Source organism: Kiloniella majae (assembly GCF_002118315.1).
In the GTDB taxonomy this organism is placed as follows: Bacteria; Pseudomonadota; Alphaproteobacteria; order Kiloniellales; family Kiloniellaceae; genus Kiloniella; species Kiloniella majae.
In genome coordinates, this window is record NZ_MTSZ01000004.1 from 73,094 (window position 1) to 89,443 (window position 16,350).

Annotated in this window: 15 protein-coding genes; 3 read left to right on the plus strand and 12 right to left on the minus strand. The window is 44.9% G+C overall.

The features are described from left to right. Window positions 1-2 precede the first annotated feature (2 nt). The 4 genes from BKB51_RS13200 to ribA all read right to left on the minus strand — a co-directional run bounded on the left by BKB51_RS13200 (window position 3) and on the right by ribA (window position 3,613). The gene (locus tag BKB51_RS13200) at window positions 3-569 is read right to left on the minus strand and encodes a hypothetical protein (RefSeq protein ID WP_085901570.1); all 567 of its coding nucleotides are present in this window, start codon (window positions 567-569) and stop codon (window positions 3-5) included. An 84-nt stretch (window positions 570-653) separates the two neighbouring features. After that, window positions 654-1,181, minus strand: a complete 528-nt coding sequence (locus BKB51_RS13205; protein ID WP_085901571.1) for a L,D-transpeptidase family protein — start codon at window positions 1,179-1,181, stop codon at window positions 654-656. A 71-nt stretch (window positions 1,182-1,252) separates the two neighbouring features. Then, window positions 1,253-2,290, minus strand: a complete 1,038-nt coding sequence (locus BKB51_RS13210) for a hypothetical protein (RefSeq protein WP_085901572.1) — start codon at window positions 2,288-2,290, stop codon at window positions 1,253-1,255. A gap of 189 nt (window positions 2,291-2,479) precedes the next feature. After that, complete coding sequence (gene ribA / locus BKB51_RS13215; protein ID WP_085901573.1) at window positions 2,480-3,613, minus strand: GTP cyclohydrolase II; 1,134 nt, start codon at window positions 3,611-3,613, stop codon at window positions 2,480-2,482. A gap of 645 nt (window positions 3,614-4,258) precedes the next feature. On the opposite strand from ribA, the gene BKB51_RS13220 reads away from it, so the two are divergent. The 3 genes from BKB51_RS13220 (at window position 4,259) to BKB51_RS13230 (ending at window position 7,317) form a co-directional block, all read left to right on the plus strand. Continuing rightward, window positions 4,259-4,954, plus strand: coding sequence for a response regulator transcription factor (locus BKB51_RS13220; protein WP_047764063.1), 696 nt, complete (start codon window positions 4,259-4,261; stop codon window positions 4,952-4,954). A 65-nt stretch (window positions 4,955-5,019) separates the two neighbouring features. Next, a complete protein-coding gene (locus BKB51_RS13225; protein WP_218044037.1) occupies window positions 5,020-5,859 on the plus strand; it encodes an MBL fold metallo-hydrolase in 840 nt (279 codons plus the stop codon). 135 nt (window positions 5,860-5,994) lie between these two features. Next, complete coding sequence (locus tag BKB51_RS13230; protein ID WP_085901574.1) at window positions 5,995-7,317, plus strand: adenylate/guanylate cyclase domain-containing protein; 1,323 nt, start codon at window positions 5,995-5,997, stop codon at window positions 7,315-7,317. Between the two features lie 39 nt (window positions 7,318-7,356). Here BKB51_RS13230 and BKB51_RS13235 read toward each other — a convergent pair whose 3' ends face one another. From BKB51_RS13235 to BKB51_RS13270, 8 genes are read right to left on the minus strand one after another with little or no spacing between them, the layout of a single operon-like run. Further along, window positions 7,357-8,544 carry an ABC transporter permease gene (locus tag BKB51_RS13235; protein ID WP_085901575.1) on the minus strand — a complete coding sequence of 396 codons (1,188 nt, stop codon included), beginning with the start codon at window positions 8,542-8,544 and terminating at the stop codon, window positions 7,357-7,359. Further along, window positions 8,541-9,539, minus strand: a complete 999-nt coding sequence (locus BKB51_RS13240) for an ABC transporter permease (protein WP_085901576.1) — start codon at window positions 9,537-9,539, stop codon at window positions 8,541-8,543. The genes BKB51_RS13235 and BKB51_RS13240 overlap by 4 nt, the downstream gene beginning before the upstream one ends. Then, window positions 9,539-11,455 (minus strand): ABC transporter ATP-binding protein, encoded by a 1,917-nt coding sequence (locus tag BKB51_RS13245; RefSeq protein WP_085901577.1) that lies wholly within the window; start codon window positions 11,453-11,455, stop codon window positions 9,539-9,541. Before BKB51_RS13245 ends, BKB51_RS13240 begins: the two co-directional genes overlap by 1 nt. Before the next feature lie 55 nt (window positions 11,456-11,510). Further along, window positions 11,511-12,062, minus strand: coding sequence for a hypothetical protein (locus tag BKB51_RS13250; protein ID WP_085901578.1), 552 nt, complete (start codon window positions 12,060-12,062; stop codon window positions 11,511-11,513). Continuing rightward, window positions 12,050-13,294 (minus strand): glycosyltransferase family protein, encoded by a 1,245-nt coding sequence (locus BKB51_RS13255; RefSeq protein WP_085901579.1) that lies wholly within the window; start codon window positions 13,292-13,294, stop codon window positions 12,050-12,052. Before BKB51_RS13255 ends, BKB51_RS13250 begins: the two co-directional genes overlap by 13 nt. Beyond that, the gene (locus BKB51_RS13260; RefSeq protein WP_085901580.1) at window positions 13,294-13,938 is read right to left on the minus strand and encodes a histidine phosphatase family protein; all 645 of its coding nucleotides are present in this window, start codon (window positions 13,936-13,938) and stop codon (window positions 13,294-13,296) included. The genes BKB51_RS13255 and BKB51_RS13260 overlap by 1 nt, the downstream gene beginning before the upstream one ends. After that, window positions 13,931-15,151, minus strand: a complete 1,221-nt coding sequence (locus BKB51_RS13265) for a glycosyltransferase family protein (protein WP_158090227.1) — start codon at window positions 15,149-15,151, stop codon at window positions 13,931-13,933. The genes BKB51_RS13260 and BKB51_RS13265 overlap by 8 nt, the downstream gene beginning before the upstream one ends. A gap of 2 nt (window positions 15,152-15,153) precedes the next feature. Then, window positions 15,154-16,341 carry a glycosyltransferase family 4 protein gene (locus BKB51_RS13270; protein WP_085901582.1) on the minus strand — a complete coding sequence of 396 codons (1,188 nt, stop codon included), beginning with the start codon at window positions 16,339-16,341 and terminating at the stop codon, window positions 15,154-15,156. Window positions 16,342-16,350 lie beyond the last annotated feature (9 nt).

Below are 16,350 nucleotides of genomic sequence, written 5' to 3' on the forward strand. Positions count from 1 at the left end.
GACTAACTACAATCATCAAAGTTTTTACAATCATCAGACCTTTCGGGGTTTGTGGCTGATAATAATTTTTTGCCAATGAGTCCAACAGTTTTGGCGAAATTTTTAGTGCCGGGCTCAGAATGAATTCTGGCTCTTAAACTGGTTAGGGTTCTGTTATTAACGCAAAAAGCGGCTAGGACCACCCCTTTATCTACAGATGTGCTTTCTAGGGTTTTACTATAACTTTCTCGACAGAGTGAAATCGCATTGCCGCCTTCGGAAACATTAAAGGCCCATTTCATTTGATAAGGACTTTTGTTATTTGTTGTTGTTAAGGGGCTATATTGCGCATTTAACCATTTAGGACCATTTTGATTCAGGGCAGATGAGATGGTCTCTTCTAACGTGGTTTGATTTTGTTTTGTAACAACATTTACCTTGATCGTTTGCCCGTTAGCCGCCAACAGGGCGTCACCTTTTGTATACCCCAATGAATAGTATGTTGAACGTAGAGTGTCATGGTTTGAACCACACCCGGCTAATCCTGTAATTAAAAGACCTGCAGCTATCGTTGAAAATTTTAATTTCATTGCTTTAGCTTTCTAATGTTTTCTATCTTGATCTTAAATATAAGAAGACTTTGAGAATAACCGAGTGTTCTCAAGAAAAGTTTATCAAGCTACTGTGATCCTAGTGTCACTTTTAATAAGAGATAGCAACTCTAATAGGTTATCAAGTGCAAGAGCAACACACCCTTCTGTCGGTGCCAAACCAAGTTTTGATACATGAAGAAAGATGGCTGATCCTCGGCCTGGAATTACCGGATCAGAATTATGACTAAGAAGTCCAATTAGATCATAAGTATTCTCCTGCTCTTTCCACAGAGCTTCGTAGCTAGATGTATAGGGAACAATAACAGCTTGATTGTAATAAGGATCTTCTGGTTCATCACACCAGCCATCTCTTTGGCATAAAGGTGCTATTTCAATGGCTTTGCTAATTTCTTTTCTTTGTTCAAGAGATATGCGATCTGCACGATACAGGATTTTGGTTAAATCCCAGCTCCCGACCGGTGTTTTGCCATCACCTTCAATCTTTTCATTGGCTGGAACGATGCCATTTTTACCAATAGCACAGGGCCAGATTTTGTCACCGAAAGATGCCTGCCACTTACCATTAATTGATTGAACGATGATATCCATGTCTGTACCCGAGATCAGTCCTTAAACATTAGCTGGGCCAAACATACATATTCAGTCTGGATTGTCGAGATTCAATTAAGGCTTTTTAACTGCTGGTATTTATCAAGTCCGTTTAACAGATTCTGTGCAAAATCACTTTCGATAGAAGCAATGGTTTCCTCAGTCGATGGTGCATTATCAGTTCTTGGTAATGTCGTTGGGGATTCTACTTGTTGTGACGTAGATTCGGATGGTCTTGCTTGTGGTAGATGCGAAGTCTGTGCGATCAGAACATTACCACCGGATAGAGGAAACCATTTTCCTGGTTTTGAGGTTGCTAACGTTGTCGATCCCCCTTGTGGAACATTTAAGCTCGCATTTGATGCTCTAATTTGCTGTGAAACAGGTTCCGTAGTTGAGGAGGGCGCTAAGTCATTATAAAGAGCTGTCAATGCTGCTTTTCCCTCGAGAGGAGATGCTGAACCAGGATTGTGGGATGTTGCAGCATTTTCTAACTTTGGCTGTTGAATTGGTGCTGGCGGGATCACAGGTGCTAATTGTGAAAATAAAGGTGTTGTTGCATCTTCGGGATAGGCTTCAAGTGCGGCAGTCTGAACAGGGTTTTCATCTTCATCAGACCCCAGAAAAGCTTCCATGATATTTTCGCCAATGTCTTTCCCGGTGGTTTCTTCGACAATTGAGTTGGCTATTGCTGAAACAAAACCAGTAGGACCACCATAAATCATACCGCCAACTACTCGCGCAGCAGGTTGAATTTCATCGCCAGTGATTTCCCTATATAATGTTGAAATAACAGGAATATGTTGTAACGGGTTTATAACATCCAAAAAGTCAAAGAACCCAAAGCTTTGGTCTTCTTGATTAGAAGGCTGGCTTTCAGAGGCTTCTAAGCCCGTTTTTGCCAATTCACTTTTAAATTGGTTATCTTGTGCTGGCTTATTAGAAAAAGTGGTTTTGTTGTCAGCTTTATTTTCTTGTTGAGGTGGCACCACAGGTAAGGATGTTGTTGTATGAGCAACGTTGCCGGTTTCTATATTGGGGCCATGATGATTGGCAGAACGAATTTGTCCTTTTGGGGTGATTTGTTGAGAATAAAGCTGATCCAACATAAGCTTGATAATACCTGATCGTTAATGCAGGTGTATCAATGCAATGATCGGGCCAATTAATTCAGGCTTATTATGTCAACATTTTCTTCAAATTTATGCACTGGCGGGAATACTTTTCCCAGAGTCAGGCAAAGCTTGCCCATACCAATGTTGATATTTATTAATTCAATGCTTTTGAATGCGTTTTTCTCAGAGCTTATGCCCAAAGCGTGTTGCTTTGGTTTTTAAATAAAACTCATTATGGCCGTTTGAAGGAAAATGATGTGGAACCATTTCGATGACTTCTATACCGCATTCAATCAGGGAAGAAGCTTTTTCCGGATTGTTTGTCAGAAGCCTGACTTCGTCATACCCTAACTGACGGAGCATTTCTGCAGCGGGGATATAAACCCGCTCATCTGGGTCAAAACCCACGAGTTCATTGGCATCAGACGTGTCTGCGCCTCTATCTTGCAACTCATAAGCTCTAAGCTTATTCATCAAACCGATGCCGCGACCTTCTTGCGAAAGATAAAGCAGGATGCCACCCCCCTGTTTTTCCATAAGACTAATGGCACCACGAAGCTGATCGCCACAATCGCATCGTAAGCTGCCAAGTAAATCGCCTGTAAAACACTCTGAATGCAACCGGATCAGGGTTGGTTGATTGGGGTCGGGGTCTCCGATCACAAGGGCAAGGTGTTCGGTGCCACCGTCTTTAGGGCGGAAGGCAACAACGGTTGTCTTTTCGGCGGCTTCAAGGGGAACCTGTGCCGATGCAACTTTTTTCAAGCTATAGGCCGCTGTACTGCGATAACTGGCAATGTCGTCAGCAGAAACGACTAGAAGGTTGTGTTCTTTTGCGAGTTCTGCATCGGTACCGTCAGGCAGGTTCACAAACAGAGCCGCAGGCAGTAGGCAGGCCAGTTTTGTCAAAAGGACAGCATTGCGGGCGAGTATTTCCGGAACTTCTGTGGTTAGGAAGTTATCATGACGTAGGTTGATACCGAGGGGATCATGTACTGGATCAGCAAGATAAGCTGCGGCTTCTGGTGACATTCCGTCCAACGCAAAAGCGATAACCTCTGTTGTATTGATAAGAGGTTCTGCTTCGTTGATCCCAATTGCTGCAGCTCGGCGGGCGGTTAAAAGAAGGCAAGGCTCTGCATTGCTGATATTGCGAAGCCTATCAAGGCTTTCATCCGATGACGTTTCTGCAGCTTGAATCAAGGCAGACTGTCCATCCGGGCGCTGTACAATAACGGCTGCTCCACGACGCAATTCTGCAATGGCTCGCTCAACTGCAGGGAGGATCCTTGCGGCATTTTCTTCTAGCGCTGGCACTGATCTGTTCTTTCGTCCGGCTTGGTTACATTGGTAATCGTAGCTTTTGGTAATGTATATCACCTTAAAACAATGACCCGATCATTATTTAGGGAACACTGTTCTGACATTCCAGATAAATGTCTAAAAGCCACTGCTCAATTATAGCAAAGTACAATAGATGGAAAGAGTGAAAATACGAAGCGAGCAGAAGGGTTTGCGACAGAAAAGATCGTTTTTGTATAGATACTGGGTCGTAAGATATACCTTACTCTCTTCTTTGCTGTTTACTATGCTTTTAGGATAATGCATTAAATCCAGATAGTTAGCTTTTAGATATGCATTACACGGATTGTTTATCTGCTTCCATTTGAAATGTTCTGTAGATTTCACGATATATAAAAGAACATGGTTAAATCTGATAGCTAAAGTGTAACTTTCTTTGTTTATAGCCTCTGCCAGAAAGTTCTGTTTCGCAGATTTTGTGGGTGAGCTTGAATGTCGATGGTGCCAGTGCTATCTAAATAAGTGTTATTTTTAGATAAAAGCTGGTTACTTAATAGCTGTAGGAATAATACAATCGGACCATAAAGTCCGGCACAGGAATAAATGTTGTTAAACAAATACTGTGAAGTAAAACAGGGAAACAGATAAGGGGCCTATGGGATGACAACTTCAAACGGCCGTAGAATATTGCTTGTTGATGATGATGATGCGCTGCGTTCTTCATTAAGAGAGCAACTACATCTACATGAAGAGTTTGAAACAACAGAAGCCGTAAATGGTATGGAAGGCCTGGATAAGGCCAAAGACGATTACTATGATGCGATTTTGCTGGATGTTGGCCTTCCCGACATGGATGGGCGTGAAGTTTGTCGCTTGATGAGGCGCGCGGGGGTTAAAAGCCCGATTATCATGTTAACAGCTGCTGAATCTGATGCTGATACCATTTTGGGTCTGGATGCTGGCGCTAACGATTATATTACCAAGCCATTCCGTTTAGGGGTTCTTCTGGCTCGATTGCGTGCTCAGCTCCGCCAGCATGAACAGAGTGAAGATGCTGTTTTCACCATCGGGCCCTATACTTTTCAGCCCAGTGGTAAAATTCTTATTGAAGGTGAAACACAAAAGAAAATTCGCCTGACAGAAAAAGAAACATCTATCCTTAAGTATTTGTACCGTAAGGGATCTCAGGTTGTCGGGCGGGATACTTTGCTTAACGAAGTTTGGGGATATAACGCTGGTGTAACTACCCATACACTGGAAACTCATGTCTATAGATTGCGACAAAAGATTGAAATCGACCCATCGAATGCAAAGTTATTAGTAACAGAGACTGGTGGTTATCGTTTGGTGCCCTAGCGGTACTTCAGCAAGGATCTGTGAATTTTGCATTTGGCTGTGTAGTAGCCGGGAGATTATGAAACGTGTCGGCAACGAGTGATTTTACAGTAAAATTCTGGGGAGTAAGGGGATCAATCCCTTGTCCGGAAAATAGCCACAGGCGCTATGGCGGGAATACGTCATGCGTAGAGGTTCGCTGTGGAGATCACCATTTTATTTTCGATGCGGGCACGGGTATCAGATCTTTGGGGCAAAACATTTGCTCTGCGAGTGATAAACAGCAAATCGATATTCTTTTCTCTCATACCCATCACGACCATATTATGGGTATGCCATTCTTTGGCCCAAACTTTTACCCCAAAAACAAGGTGCGCTTGTGGGCGGGGCATTTATTGGAACAGAAAAGTAATTTACACGAAATTCTATGCCGTTATATGGCGGAACCTTTATTTCCGGTCCCACCGAAAATATTTTCAGCGAACGTGACATTTCATGATTTTCATAGCGGTGAAACGCTGGAACCTTATCCTGGCCTTAAAATACGAACAACTCCTTTGAACCATCCCAATGGAGCGACGGGATATCGTTTGGAATACAAAGGTAAATCTTTTTGTTATATCACAGATACAGAGCACACTCCGGGGGTGCCGGACCGTCAAATAATTGAACTCGTCCAAGGAGCTGACTGTATGGTCTATGACAGCAGCTATACGGACGAAGAATTTCCTAAATTCAAGGATTGGGGACACTCAACTTGGCAAGAAGGGGCGCGTCTGTGTGATCTGGCAGATGTGAAACAGCTCATTGCTTTTCATCATGATCCCTGCCACAGCGATGATTTCCTGGATATTGAGGCAGAAAAGGCAGAAAAAACGCGCCCGGGAACCCTGTTTGCAAAAGAAGGCCTTGTTCTTAACTTGTAAACGTTTCTGCTCTGATCACGGAATTCTGACCACGGCTTGATCAACCTACCTGTAGAATTGAAAACAGCTAAAGCTTATTTAGGCTATAACACAGTTGATTGCGGTGTGATTGATTAGCATTTCGGGATGATAAAAATGAAGTGGTTTAGCTCGGTTAATGAAACAGCTTTGCCAGAGCGGGTTCTTAAGGCCATTCATGAACAGGAAGATAAAACAGAACGGTTGATTGGCTGGATTCAGCTCGCCGTTGTTTCTATTTTTGGTTCTCTCTATCTTATATCCCCAAAGACCTTTAACGAAGATGTGACTTTTGCACCGGTTCCCTGGGCCTTGAGCATTTATCTTGTTTTGACACTGATACGTATCGTTTGGGCCTATAACTTCCATATGCCTGACTGGTCTCTCGCCTTTTCTGCGCTTTTTGATATGACGCTTTTGATGGTTCTGATCTGGAGCTTTCATGTTCAGTATAATCAACCGCCAAGTTTTTATCTGAAAGTCCCGACCCTTCTTTACGTTTTTATCTTCATAGCGATCAGAGCTTTGAGGTTTGAAGCCAAGTTCGTTGTCATTGCAGGATTATTTGCTGCTCTGGGGTGGGGGGTAATGATCATGTATGTTGTTTCCTTTGATTCCATGGATAGCATGATTACGCGCGACTATGTGCACTACATGACCTCAAATTCTATTCTTCTCGGGGCAGAGTTTGACAAAATCATCTCTATTTTGGTTGTGACACTTATTTTGGCTGTCGCGTTGGTGCGTGCCCGGGCTTTATTGATTAATTCTGTTTCAGAACGACAGGCTGCGCAGGAACTTTCGCGTTTCTTTTCACCTGAAGTTGCCAAAAAGATTGCGGATTCAAAAGACAAAATAATGGCGGGAAGCGCCGAAAGACGTGAAGCCGCAATTATGAATTTGGATATGCGGGGGTTTACGAAGTTGGCCGCCGTGGAATCGGCGGAGATTGTTATGGGCACTCTTGCTGAATATCAGCAGCTTTGCGTTCCGATCATCCAAAAGCACGGCGGATCAATTGATAAGTTTATGGGGGATGGCATCATGGCAACCTTTGGTGCTTCTGTTCCCTCTGAAACTTATGCCGCTGACGCTTTAAGAGCTATGGATGAATTGATGGATGTAACAGCATCATGGCAGCGAAACAACGGTGAAGAAGCACCGCTGGTTAATGGGTCAATTGCTGTTGGACCTGTTCTCTTCGGGGCTGTTGGTGATGATACGCGCTTGGAATATACTGTGATTGGCGATGCGGTTAATCTCTCGGCAAAGCTTGAGAAACATAATAAAGATGTAGGGGTGCGTGCTCTTGCTGATCAAACGACCTATAAAAGAGCTGTCGAACAAGGGTATGAACCCTTGTTGGAGCGAAAGGTCCTGGAAAAGAGTCAGGTTGTCGGTGTTTCGGACACCATGGATCTTGTTGTCATTGCAGATTAGCTTGTGCTGAGAAGAACCAATCTTCTCAGCACAAAAGCGTTATTTATAGGGATCTGCTGCATCACGCAGGCCATCACCCAAGAAGTTATAGCAAAGAACAACCAATATGACGGGTTGAACTGGTAAAAGCAGCCATGGATATAGTACGACGGCACTGATGTTCTGTGCTTCGTTGAGCAGCACTCCCCATGATGTGATCGGGGCTCTTAATCCCAAACCAAGGAAAGACAAACTGGTCTCGCCCAATATCATCATGGGAATAGCGAGTGTTGCAGAAGCGATAAGATGACTGCTGAACGAAGGTAAAAGGTGTTTCCCGATAATTCTTGCATGTGAAGCGCCCATTAACTGTGCTGCTGTGGTGAAGTCTTCTTCACGTAGGCTCAGCAATTTAGACCTGACGGCACGGGCTAGTCCTGGCCAGTCCAGAAAACCCTGAATAATAGATATACCAAAGAAGACCCCGAGGGGACTCCATGTAACAGGCAAGAGGGCGGAAAGTGTCATAAACAACGGCAGGCTTGGGAAAGATTTGAGTATCTCAATGGCCCGCAGAACAAAATTATCGACAAGACCACCAAAATATCCGGCCAAACCGCCAAAGAAAGTGCCAAGCACAAAGCTGATAGCAACACCGATCAAACCGATTGTCAGGGAAATTCTTGACCCATAAATGATGCGACTAAAGACATCACGTCCCAAGCGATCTGTTCCCCAGATGAAAAGGGTTCCGTTTTCAGCCGGGCAAACGAAATGGAAGTCTCCGCTGATCAGGCCAAGATAATCGTATTCCTGATCGCTCCGGCAAAAGAAGTTTAACTTCTGAATGTCAGATGTATTTGGTGTGTATTCCCGCTTTAGGTTCTCCATGTTGAGGTTGTAGTCAAAGCCATAGACAAAGGGGCCTATGAACTCGTCTTCATGGAAAAAGTGAATGGCTTGTGGCGGGGCGTAGATAAACTTTGTTTCCCGGTTGTGTAAATTATAGGGGGCAACCAGTTCTGCCAGTATCGCAACAATATACATGCACAACAGAATAACGCCGGAATAAACCGCCAGTTTGTGTTTTTTGAACTTCCACCACATGATCTGCCATTGTGATGCAGTGAAATAGCGTTCTTGCTGTGGCGTCAGCTTTGTTACTGACTGTGGATCAAAGGGCGCTGGATTGACGTAATGCTCCATGGGTCGTCTTTGGGACTGATGATCTGTTGTATTTTTGCTCATTTTTCAGCTCCTCCGCCCAGACGAATTCTTGGGTCAATCGCTGCAAGAATCAGATCTGAAATGAAGACTCCAATAACAACAAGTGATGCCTCGATGATAAGGAATGATCCTGCGAGATACATGTCCTGACTCAGTAGAGAGTCAACAAGCATCGGACCCGTTGTTTCCAATCCCATGACCACAGCAACGAGAACAGATCCGGAAAGCAAGTCAGGTAGAATTGATCCAATATCAGCGATAAAGGGATTTATTGCCAAGCGAAGGGGATATCTCAAGAGGATCTTGAGCGGTGTTTGGCCTTTAGCTTTGGCTGTAATGACGTATTGCTTGGATAGTTCATCCAGCATGTTTGCCCGTAATCGTCTGATCATACCGGCGGTACCGGAAGTTCCAATTACGACCACGGGAACCCATAAATGCTCCAGCACAGACAAAGCCTTATCCATACTCCAGGGTTTACCGATAAATTCATCATCCATCAGGCCACCGATAGAAGTACCGAACCAGACATTGGCAAAATAAAGCAAGACCAGAGCCAGTAAAAAGTTAGGCGTTGCAAGGCCAATAAAACCGACAAAACTGAAAACATAATCACCGACAGAATATTGTTTTACAGCGGTATAGATACCTATCGGGAAGGAAAGAACATAGGTAAAGAGCGTTGCGGCAAGGGCAAGGACAATCGTGAGGGTGATTCTATCGCCAATAACTTCGGTTACCGGTAGTTCATGTTCAAATGAATAACCAAGGTCGCCCTGTAAAAGCCCGAAAACCCAGTCGAAATATTGTTCATACATGGGTTTATCTAAACCGTATTCAGTACGGAGATAATCAATCTTTTCCTGATCGACGTTTTCACCCTGTGCCTGCATTTCGGCTATTTGTGTTTCAAGATAATCCCCGGGTGGTAGCTGAATCAGGGTAAAGATAACTGCTGAAATAATAAGTAGTGTTGGCACCATGGCCAAAATACGATTGACGATATAGCCCAACATTATGCGTTCTCCCTCATACTTTTTTGAGGGATGGCGTCACACTCAGTGCCTTTATGGACGCGTACATAGTGTCCGCCACCTAAATCAACCATGGTCATCTCGTGTTGATCATTTACAGTAAAAGGCGCTGGCCAGTTTTCCGGCACTGAGGCTTTACCTTCCAGTAAATCTTTTAAATCAAGCGGATGGTCGAGGTCGGGGTCTGGGACTGCAGATACCAACGCCCGGGTATAGGGGTGAACGGGATTTTTAAAGAGTAATTCTTTCGGAGCAGTTTCAACCAATCGTCCTCTGCACATGACGATAATCCGATCCGCAATGTAGTCTATAACTGCCAGATTATGGCTGATGAAGATATAGGTCAGGCCCAAAGCTGCTTTTAAATCTTTCAGCAGGTTAAGAACCTGTGCCTGAATAGACACATCTAATGCCGAAACAGGCTCGTCACAGATCAAAAGGTCGGGTTGTAGGGCCAATGCTCTGGCAATCCCGATACGTTGACGCTGCCCCCCTGAAAATGAATGGGGATAACGATTTATGTGCATTGGTGCCAATCCAACTACGTCCATGAGGCTTTCAACGTATCTTCGCCGCTCTTTAGGGTCTTTCATACCATGTATGAGCAAGGGTTCACCAATTAACTCCTGCACAGTCATGCGGGGGTTAAGGGAACTATAGGGGTCCTGGAACATGAACTGGACGCGTTCACGAAAACCAAAGAGGTCTTTTTTCTCCAGCGCCAGAACATCTGTTGGATTATTATTCTGGTCCCGGAAAATAATTGACCCCTGATCGGGCTTCAGAGCACGCATGATGATCTTTGACAGTGTTGTTTTACCGCAACCGCTTTCGCCCACAAGGCCGAGGCATTCACCACGATTGACAAAAAAACTGATGTCATCGACGGCCAATGCCTTTTCCGATGATTTTTGCGAGAAAAAGCCACCTTTTCTGATCGAAAAGGATTTTGAAATATTGTTTACCTCGAGCAAAGGAGGATCATCTTCACAAATTTTTCGTCTTTGTCTCTTTGCCTTGAGAATAGGATTGTCCGGATGGTGCTCTATTTCACGAATTGGTTTTAGTCGTTCATCCGGTTTCATATCAAAGCGCGGAACTGCGTGAAGCAAGGCTTTGAGATAGGGGTGCTCTGCTTTTCTGAAAATATCTTCCAGCGTACCGCTTTCCATAACCTCGCCGTGATACATAACCACGACTTCATCTGCCATATTGGCAACGACGCCAAGGTCGTGAGTAATCATCAGAACGGACATGTCCAGTTCGCTCTGTAAATCTTTGATTAGCTTAAGAATTTGCGCCTGAATGGTTACATCCAGGGCCGTTGTTGGTTCATCGGCGATAAGCAGGGCGGGGTGACACACCAGTGCCATGGCGATAACAGCGCGCTGTCGTAACCCACCTGAAAGTTCAAATGGATAGGTACGCATAGCCCTGATCGGATCGGGGAACCCCACCATACGTAACATGTCGGTTGCAAGTTCGAGTGCTTGAGCTGAGGAAATGGCTCGGTGCAACTCTAACGCTTCACAGATCTGGTTGCCAACGGTATGTACTGGCGATAGCGAGGTCATAGGTTCCTGAAAAACCATGGATATCCGGCCACCACGGATCTGTCTCATCTGTTTGCTATCAGGGGGGATCCTTGCCAGATCAAGAATTTCGCCTTGTTTTTCAGGATCGGAAAAAAGAATTTCTCCGCCTGCTATTTCGGCTACTTTGGGCAAAATTCCCATAATCGCCTGACTGACAACGGATTTTCCTGATCCTGATTCACCGACAAGAGAAACTGTTTTCCCCCTCGGTACACGAAAGGATACGCCTTTGACGGCGTTCAAAGTTCCTTCTGGAAGCTTAAATGCGACACGGAGGTCTTTGACCTGTAACAGATCGTTCACGATTATACTCTGGCCCCGTTGTTAAACCCTGTTGGCTTGATCGTCTTATATATTTTTATATTCCCGACGTTTGTGGATCCGGCATTTCGCTGCTGCCTTCTGGATCAAGTCCGATGTCTAGCATATTGCCAATGGTGCTAGGGTCAAGCGGCAGGTTGCACTCTTTCGCAAATAGTATGGTTGACCAGACAAGGTATTTGAAACCATACAAGTTGGAATCAAAAGTGAACTTTTGTTCTTTGCTCTTTAAAGTCAGGTGCAGAACGCCTTTGGGTTTTTGGTCACTATCTTTGTCTTTCACAGGGCGTCCGTAATAGCGTAACTCAATGTTTTCTATATCCTTGAACAGAATTTTTCGCTGTTTGAAATCTGTAATTTCAACCTGCTGGCTGTCTAGATTTACGCGTGTTCTGTGACGTCTTAGTGAATGGAAGCCAAAGATAATAAAGATAATGAGTATGGCGCTAAAACAGATTTGGGAAAAAGTGTTGTTCAGACCGTAAATCAGTCCGCCGAGACCTATTGATAAGCCAAAAGCTGTTTTCAGATAATCGAGATAAATATCAAAAAGGGGATACTTGAAACTTTGTGGGGCTATTTGGGGCACTGGATGTCTCTCTTTTTGTGTCTTTTCTCAATTAGCTCTTTGATAAACAGTGTTGTCTTGTCCGTACCGTGAACATCGACTTTTACTTTTGACCCGGACTTTGAAGGCCCCGATTTTGAGGACCCCGATTTCGAGAACAAGGGTTTTTGAACAGCTTCGTTTATTTTTTTTGCCAGATTTTCCGGGGTTAAGTCGGCTTCTGATAGCAGAGATAGTACGCCAGCATTGGCAAGCTTTTGTGCTCTATCCGTCTGTTCACTTTGACCATCTGCTGAAAAAGGGACGACTATCGCCGGTGTCTCGGTCATCAGAGTTTCCATAACGGTGTTATATCCGGCCTGACTGATAGAAAGCTGTGTTGTGGACAAAAGCCTACAAAAATCCGGGCGATTTCGTTCAACAATTATACCATCAGGGGAACGTTTGACGATGTCGTTGAATTCCTGATCAGGTAGATTGTTTCCCAGAAGCAATCGCCAGGGAACATTGTTTAAAGTGGAAAGATCCTTGGCTTTGATGACCGCTTCAGCCAAAGGCAGAGCAACAGCACCTCCGCCTGCAGAAACGAGTACACCCTTTCTATCTTCTGGTGAACTGGTTCTATCACTGGGGTCTCGATTTTGGTCATGCTCAACCACGTAGCCAGTATAGATTATTTTATTTTTAATTTTTGCGGCAAGCGGAAAGCTGTCTTCAAGCGGAACAAAATCTGGATCACCATGCACCAGGACATGATCGATATCTTTCTGAACCCGATCAATAATCCACTCACTCTTTCCCGGGGTTTTATGGGTTGTGAGAATATCGCGGATAGAACTGATAACCGGGATATCCATCGATTTGGCCAGCACAATCAAGGGGTCCAGCTCAAAGCGCATCTGGCGTCTGCCAAAGGGAAACATTTCGATCAAGAGAACGTCTGGTTGAGCCTCGCGAAAAGCTGATAACAGGAGCTCTTTTCGTTTTTCTTTCCACTCATCATCAACGATTGATCCGTTAATATCCTTTAGAACCTTAAAACTGTTATCGGCAGCATGAAGGGCTGGAAGCTGAAAAAGTTCGGCGTTACCAACATCAAGATAGGACACAGGGCGTCCACCTGATGCAAAAAGTACGGACATGCCTGCTTTATCCATGGTTTTGGCAAGTAAAGAAGCCCGTCTGAGGTGTCCGATCCCCAAAAGATACTGAACATAGATAAAAACATTAACCGGGTGTTTGTGGATCTTCATTAGGGGGCTTCTTCTGGGTGGTTTGATGATTTTACGGGTCTTGGGAAGCAATCAATAGGTGATAACAAGCTGATATTCATTGTTTTTACACTGATTTTACCTGCTGAGGAAATCTGAAAAAGATGAGCACAGTTATCTCTTATTTTTTCTTTTGGTTTGCCGCGCATGTCCCAGTTTGTTGCGGCGGCATAAAGCGCTCTTAGGACTCCTTTGTGAGCTACAGCAACAACGGATATGTCTGATTTTCCTATTCTACTTAGAAAAGGTTTCAGGCGTTCTTGGACATCTCTTGGACTTTCACCGTCGGGGGGGCACAGATCCAGCCCAAGGGCTTCCATCTTTTCCATTTCTGGTCCCAATTTTTCCCTCAATTCGGGTAGTTTTTGCCCTTCCCAATTTCCCCAGGACATTTCGATCAGCAAAGGATCAGTCGTAAATTTCTCTTGCCCGACTAGTTTGGCGGTTTCTTGGGCGCGTTGCAAAGGACTGACATACCAAGGCATCTCCATCCATTCCTTTGGAAGTTGCCATTTTTGAACCGTTTCGATGCCCTGTTCAGAAAGGGAAATATCAGATCTTCCCTGCATTCTTTTTTCTGCATTCCAAACGGTTGGCCCGTGCCTGAAGATTAATATTTCAGCCATTTTTTAGAAATTTTTGTAATGGTTTATCATCCAGGATATTTGAAAGGATTGTCGCTGTGTTTTCAGCGCCGTTTGTATTCAAACTGGATGGCGGCTTTTGCCTGTTTTGTAGTGTTTTCTCTATGGCTGTGGCGAGCTTTTCTGCTGTCAGTGTTTCTTCATCTACAAAGGTGAGGGCATTTTGTTCAGATAACAGTTTAGCTCTGAGGGTCTGTTCTGTTTCCAGACCACCGGAATAGGGGACAATGACCCGAGGGCATCCGGCACGCAGAACCTCCATAACCGTGTTGTATCCACCTTGGCTTATTGATAGTGCGCAGTTGGCCAATAGAGAGGTGAAATCTGGTCTTGAGCGTTCAATAATCAAGTTGTTATCTGATTGTGCTCTGTATTTTTCGAATAGCTTTTCCGGCAAGCTATGGCCAATGAGAATGCGCCATCGTTTTTCTTTTAAGACACTTTGTTTTCTTGCATTTAACGCAGCTTCGATCAGCCGCTCGCTGACGGCTCCGCCACCGGTTGAAACCAGGACTTCATCAATGCCATCCGTCGGGTGAGGCGTACCGTCAACTTTTTCATCAACCACGTAACCGCTATAAAGAATCGTATCAGCGATATCCCGGGCGGGATGAAAGGTTTTATCAAAGGGAATTAAATTTTGATCACCGTGAATCAAAACGTGATCAAAATGAGTGTCCACCCAGGCAAGCATTTCGGTAATACGTTCCGGTTTTGGGGCCTTGACCAGAATATCGCGAACGGATGAAATTATTTTACAGGAAAATTCAGATGTTTTCGCCGCTTCGAGTAGAGGAATAAGTTCAAAGCGCATCTGTCGACGCCCAAAGGGAAACATTTCCAACAGCACAAGCCGTGGTTTTGTGTCGTGATAAATATCGACAAGATCTCTGGCTCGTTTAGCCTTGAAGGCTTTATCAATTGGCCGGTCGTTTTGATCCAGTAATTTTGTAAAAAGGATACCATCTGCACGAACGGGATCCAGTTGATAAAATTCTGCACTGCCCGTATCTAGCCCAGGGACATCCATACCACCGGAAACAAAAGCAACCGATAGACCAGCTTTATTCATAGCTCGGGTGAGGGTTGCAGCCCGTTTTTGATGTCCGATACCGAGAAGATGTTGAACATAAAAAAGAACGTCAATGCGTTCCTCAGAATTCTTGGTTTCAGATCTCGTGGTTTCAGGTGTCATTGTCATAGTATCTTGTTTTTCTTGGCATAATCCAATAAGGGTAACCCCGGCTCAATATAGTCTTTTCTGGATGTTGAAAGGATTGCGTCCAGACGCTGTCCTGCTGTCACCAGACTATGCATTGCTTCGACCTTTTGTGCGGCAGATTTTCCCATATCCCTACGACGAACGGGGGCGGTTAGCAAACTTCGCAACGCAGCTGCAAAGGCTACGGGATCTCCGGGGGCTGTCAGCAAGCCGGTTTCGCCATCTGCGACTACTGCCGGGACACCTCCTGTATTTCCTGCGATGACAGGTAATCCACCAGCCTGTGCCTCCAGAAAAGCCAGACCATAAGCTTCGTTAACCGCAGGCCAGGTATAGATATCACATGCGGGAATAATTGTTGTTAGCTCCTCGGGATCAAGCTGACCAGTGTAGGTAATTTTGGTTTTTGGTACCCATATAAAGCTTGCTTCTACGTCAGGTCTGGCCTGTCCATCGCCTACGATAATCAACTGCCATGATAAATCAGGAAGGCCGCGCAAAGCTTGCGATAACACTTTGTATGATTCCAGTTTGTCTCCGGGGCGCATCATGGCAATTGCCAGTAACCATTGTTTGTGCGGGTCCAATCCGTATTTCTCCGCAACAGCCTTACGACACTGTGACCAGTTTTCCCGTTTTGTTATAATTGGGTCGGGAGCAATAAAGGGTGGCAGGGTCCAGTTTCTAACAGTATCGGGTAGGCAGTGTGTATCATGTGGGTTTAGGCTGATAACACATTCTGCCTGATTTACCGCAGCGACGACGGCCTGATGGCTTAAGTCCCAAGGTCCGTTGGCTCGTTTGTTGGCGATAGATGCTTCTATGGGAATGTAGGGAATATTAAGGGCGTCACATACAAGGGGGCCGATCCAGTCCGGCGCTTTGTAATAGAGATGGTAAGTGATCCAGACTTTAGGACGCTGGTCTTTTGGCTTGGATTGAATTTTTTTTATGTATCTTGCGGCAAGCTTTTCGCCAATTTTCTTCAATCTGGCCTGACGATTTTTGTCACCGGTTGCATCTCTACTCCGTAGGTGAGAGGCTATGTGGACGTCGTGCCCTTGAGTTTCTAAGGCTTGGATAAGTAATCTGGCAACGTGACGGTCACCCGATGGCGTTGGATGGTGGGGCGATTTTAGAGGGGCGTAAAAAGCGATCCGCATTCTATCGCC

Bases quoted from the DNA above. Each gene is read 5' to 3' on its own strand.
- BKB51_RS13230 (WP_085901574.1), top strand. From the start codon at position 5,995: ATGAAGTGGTTTAGCTCGGTTAATGAAACAGCTTTGCCAGAGCGGGTT.
- BKB51_RS13240 (WP_085901576.1), bottom strand. From the start codon at position 9,539: ATGTTGGGCTATATCGTCAATCGTATTTTGGCCATGGTGCCAACACTA.
- BKB51_RS13210 (WP_085901572.1), bottom strand. From the start codon at position 2,290: ATGTTGGATCAGCTTTATTCTCAACAAATCACCCCAAAAGGACAAATT.
- BKB51_RS13260 (WP_085901580.1), bottom strand. From the start codon at position 13,938: ATGGCTGAAATATTAATCTTCAGGCACGGGCCAACCGTTTGGAATGCA.
- BKB51_RS13235 (WP_085901575.1), bottom strand. From the start codon at position 8,544: ATGAGCAAAAATACAACAGATCATCAGTCCCAAAGACGACCCATGGAG.
- BKB51_RS13255 (WP_085901579.1), bottom strand. From the start codon at position 13,294: ATGAAGATCCACAAACACCCGGTTAATGTTTTTATCTATGTTCAGTAT.
- BKB51_RS13200 (WP_085901570.1), bottom strand. From the start codon at position 569: ATGAAATTAAAATTTTCAACGATAGCTGCAGGTCTTTTAATTACAGGA.
- BKB51_RS13205 (WP_085901571.1), bottom strand. From the start codon at position 1,181: ATGGATATCATCGTTCAATCAATTAATGGTAAGTGGCAGGCATCTTTC.
- BKB51_RS13220 (WP_047764063.1), top strand. From the start codon at position 4,259: ATGACAACTTCAAACGGCCGTAGAATATTGCTTGTTGATGATGATGAT.
- BKB51_RS13265 (WP_158090227.1), bottom strand. From the start codon at position 15,151: ATGACACCTGAAACCACGAGATCTGAAACCAAGAATTCTGAGGAACGC.
- BKB51_RS13270 (WP_085901582.1), bottom strand. From the start codon at position 16,341: ATGCGGATCGCTTTTTACGCCCCTCTAAAATCGCCCCACCATCCAACG.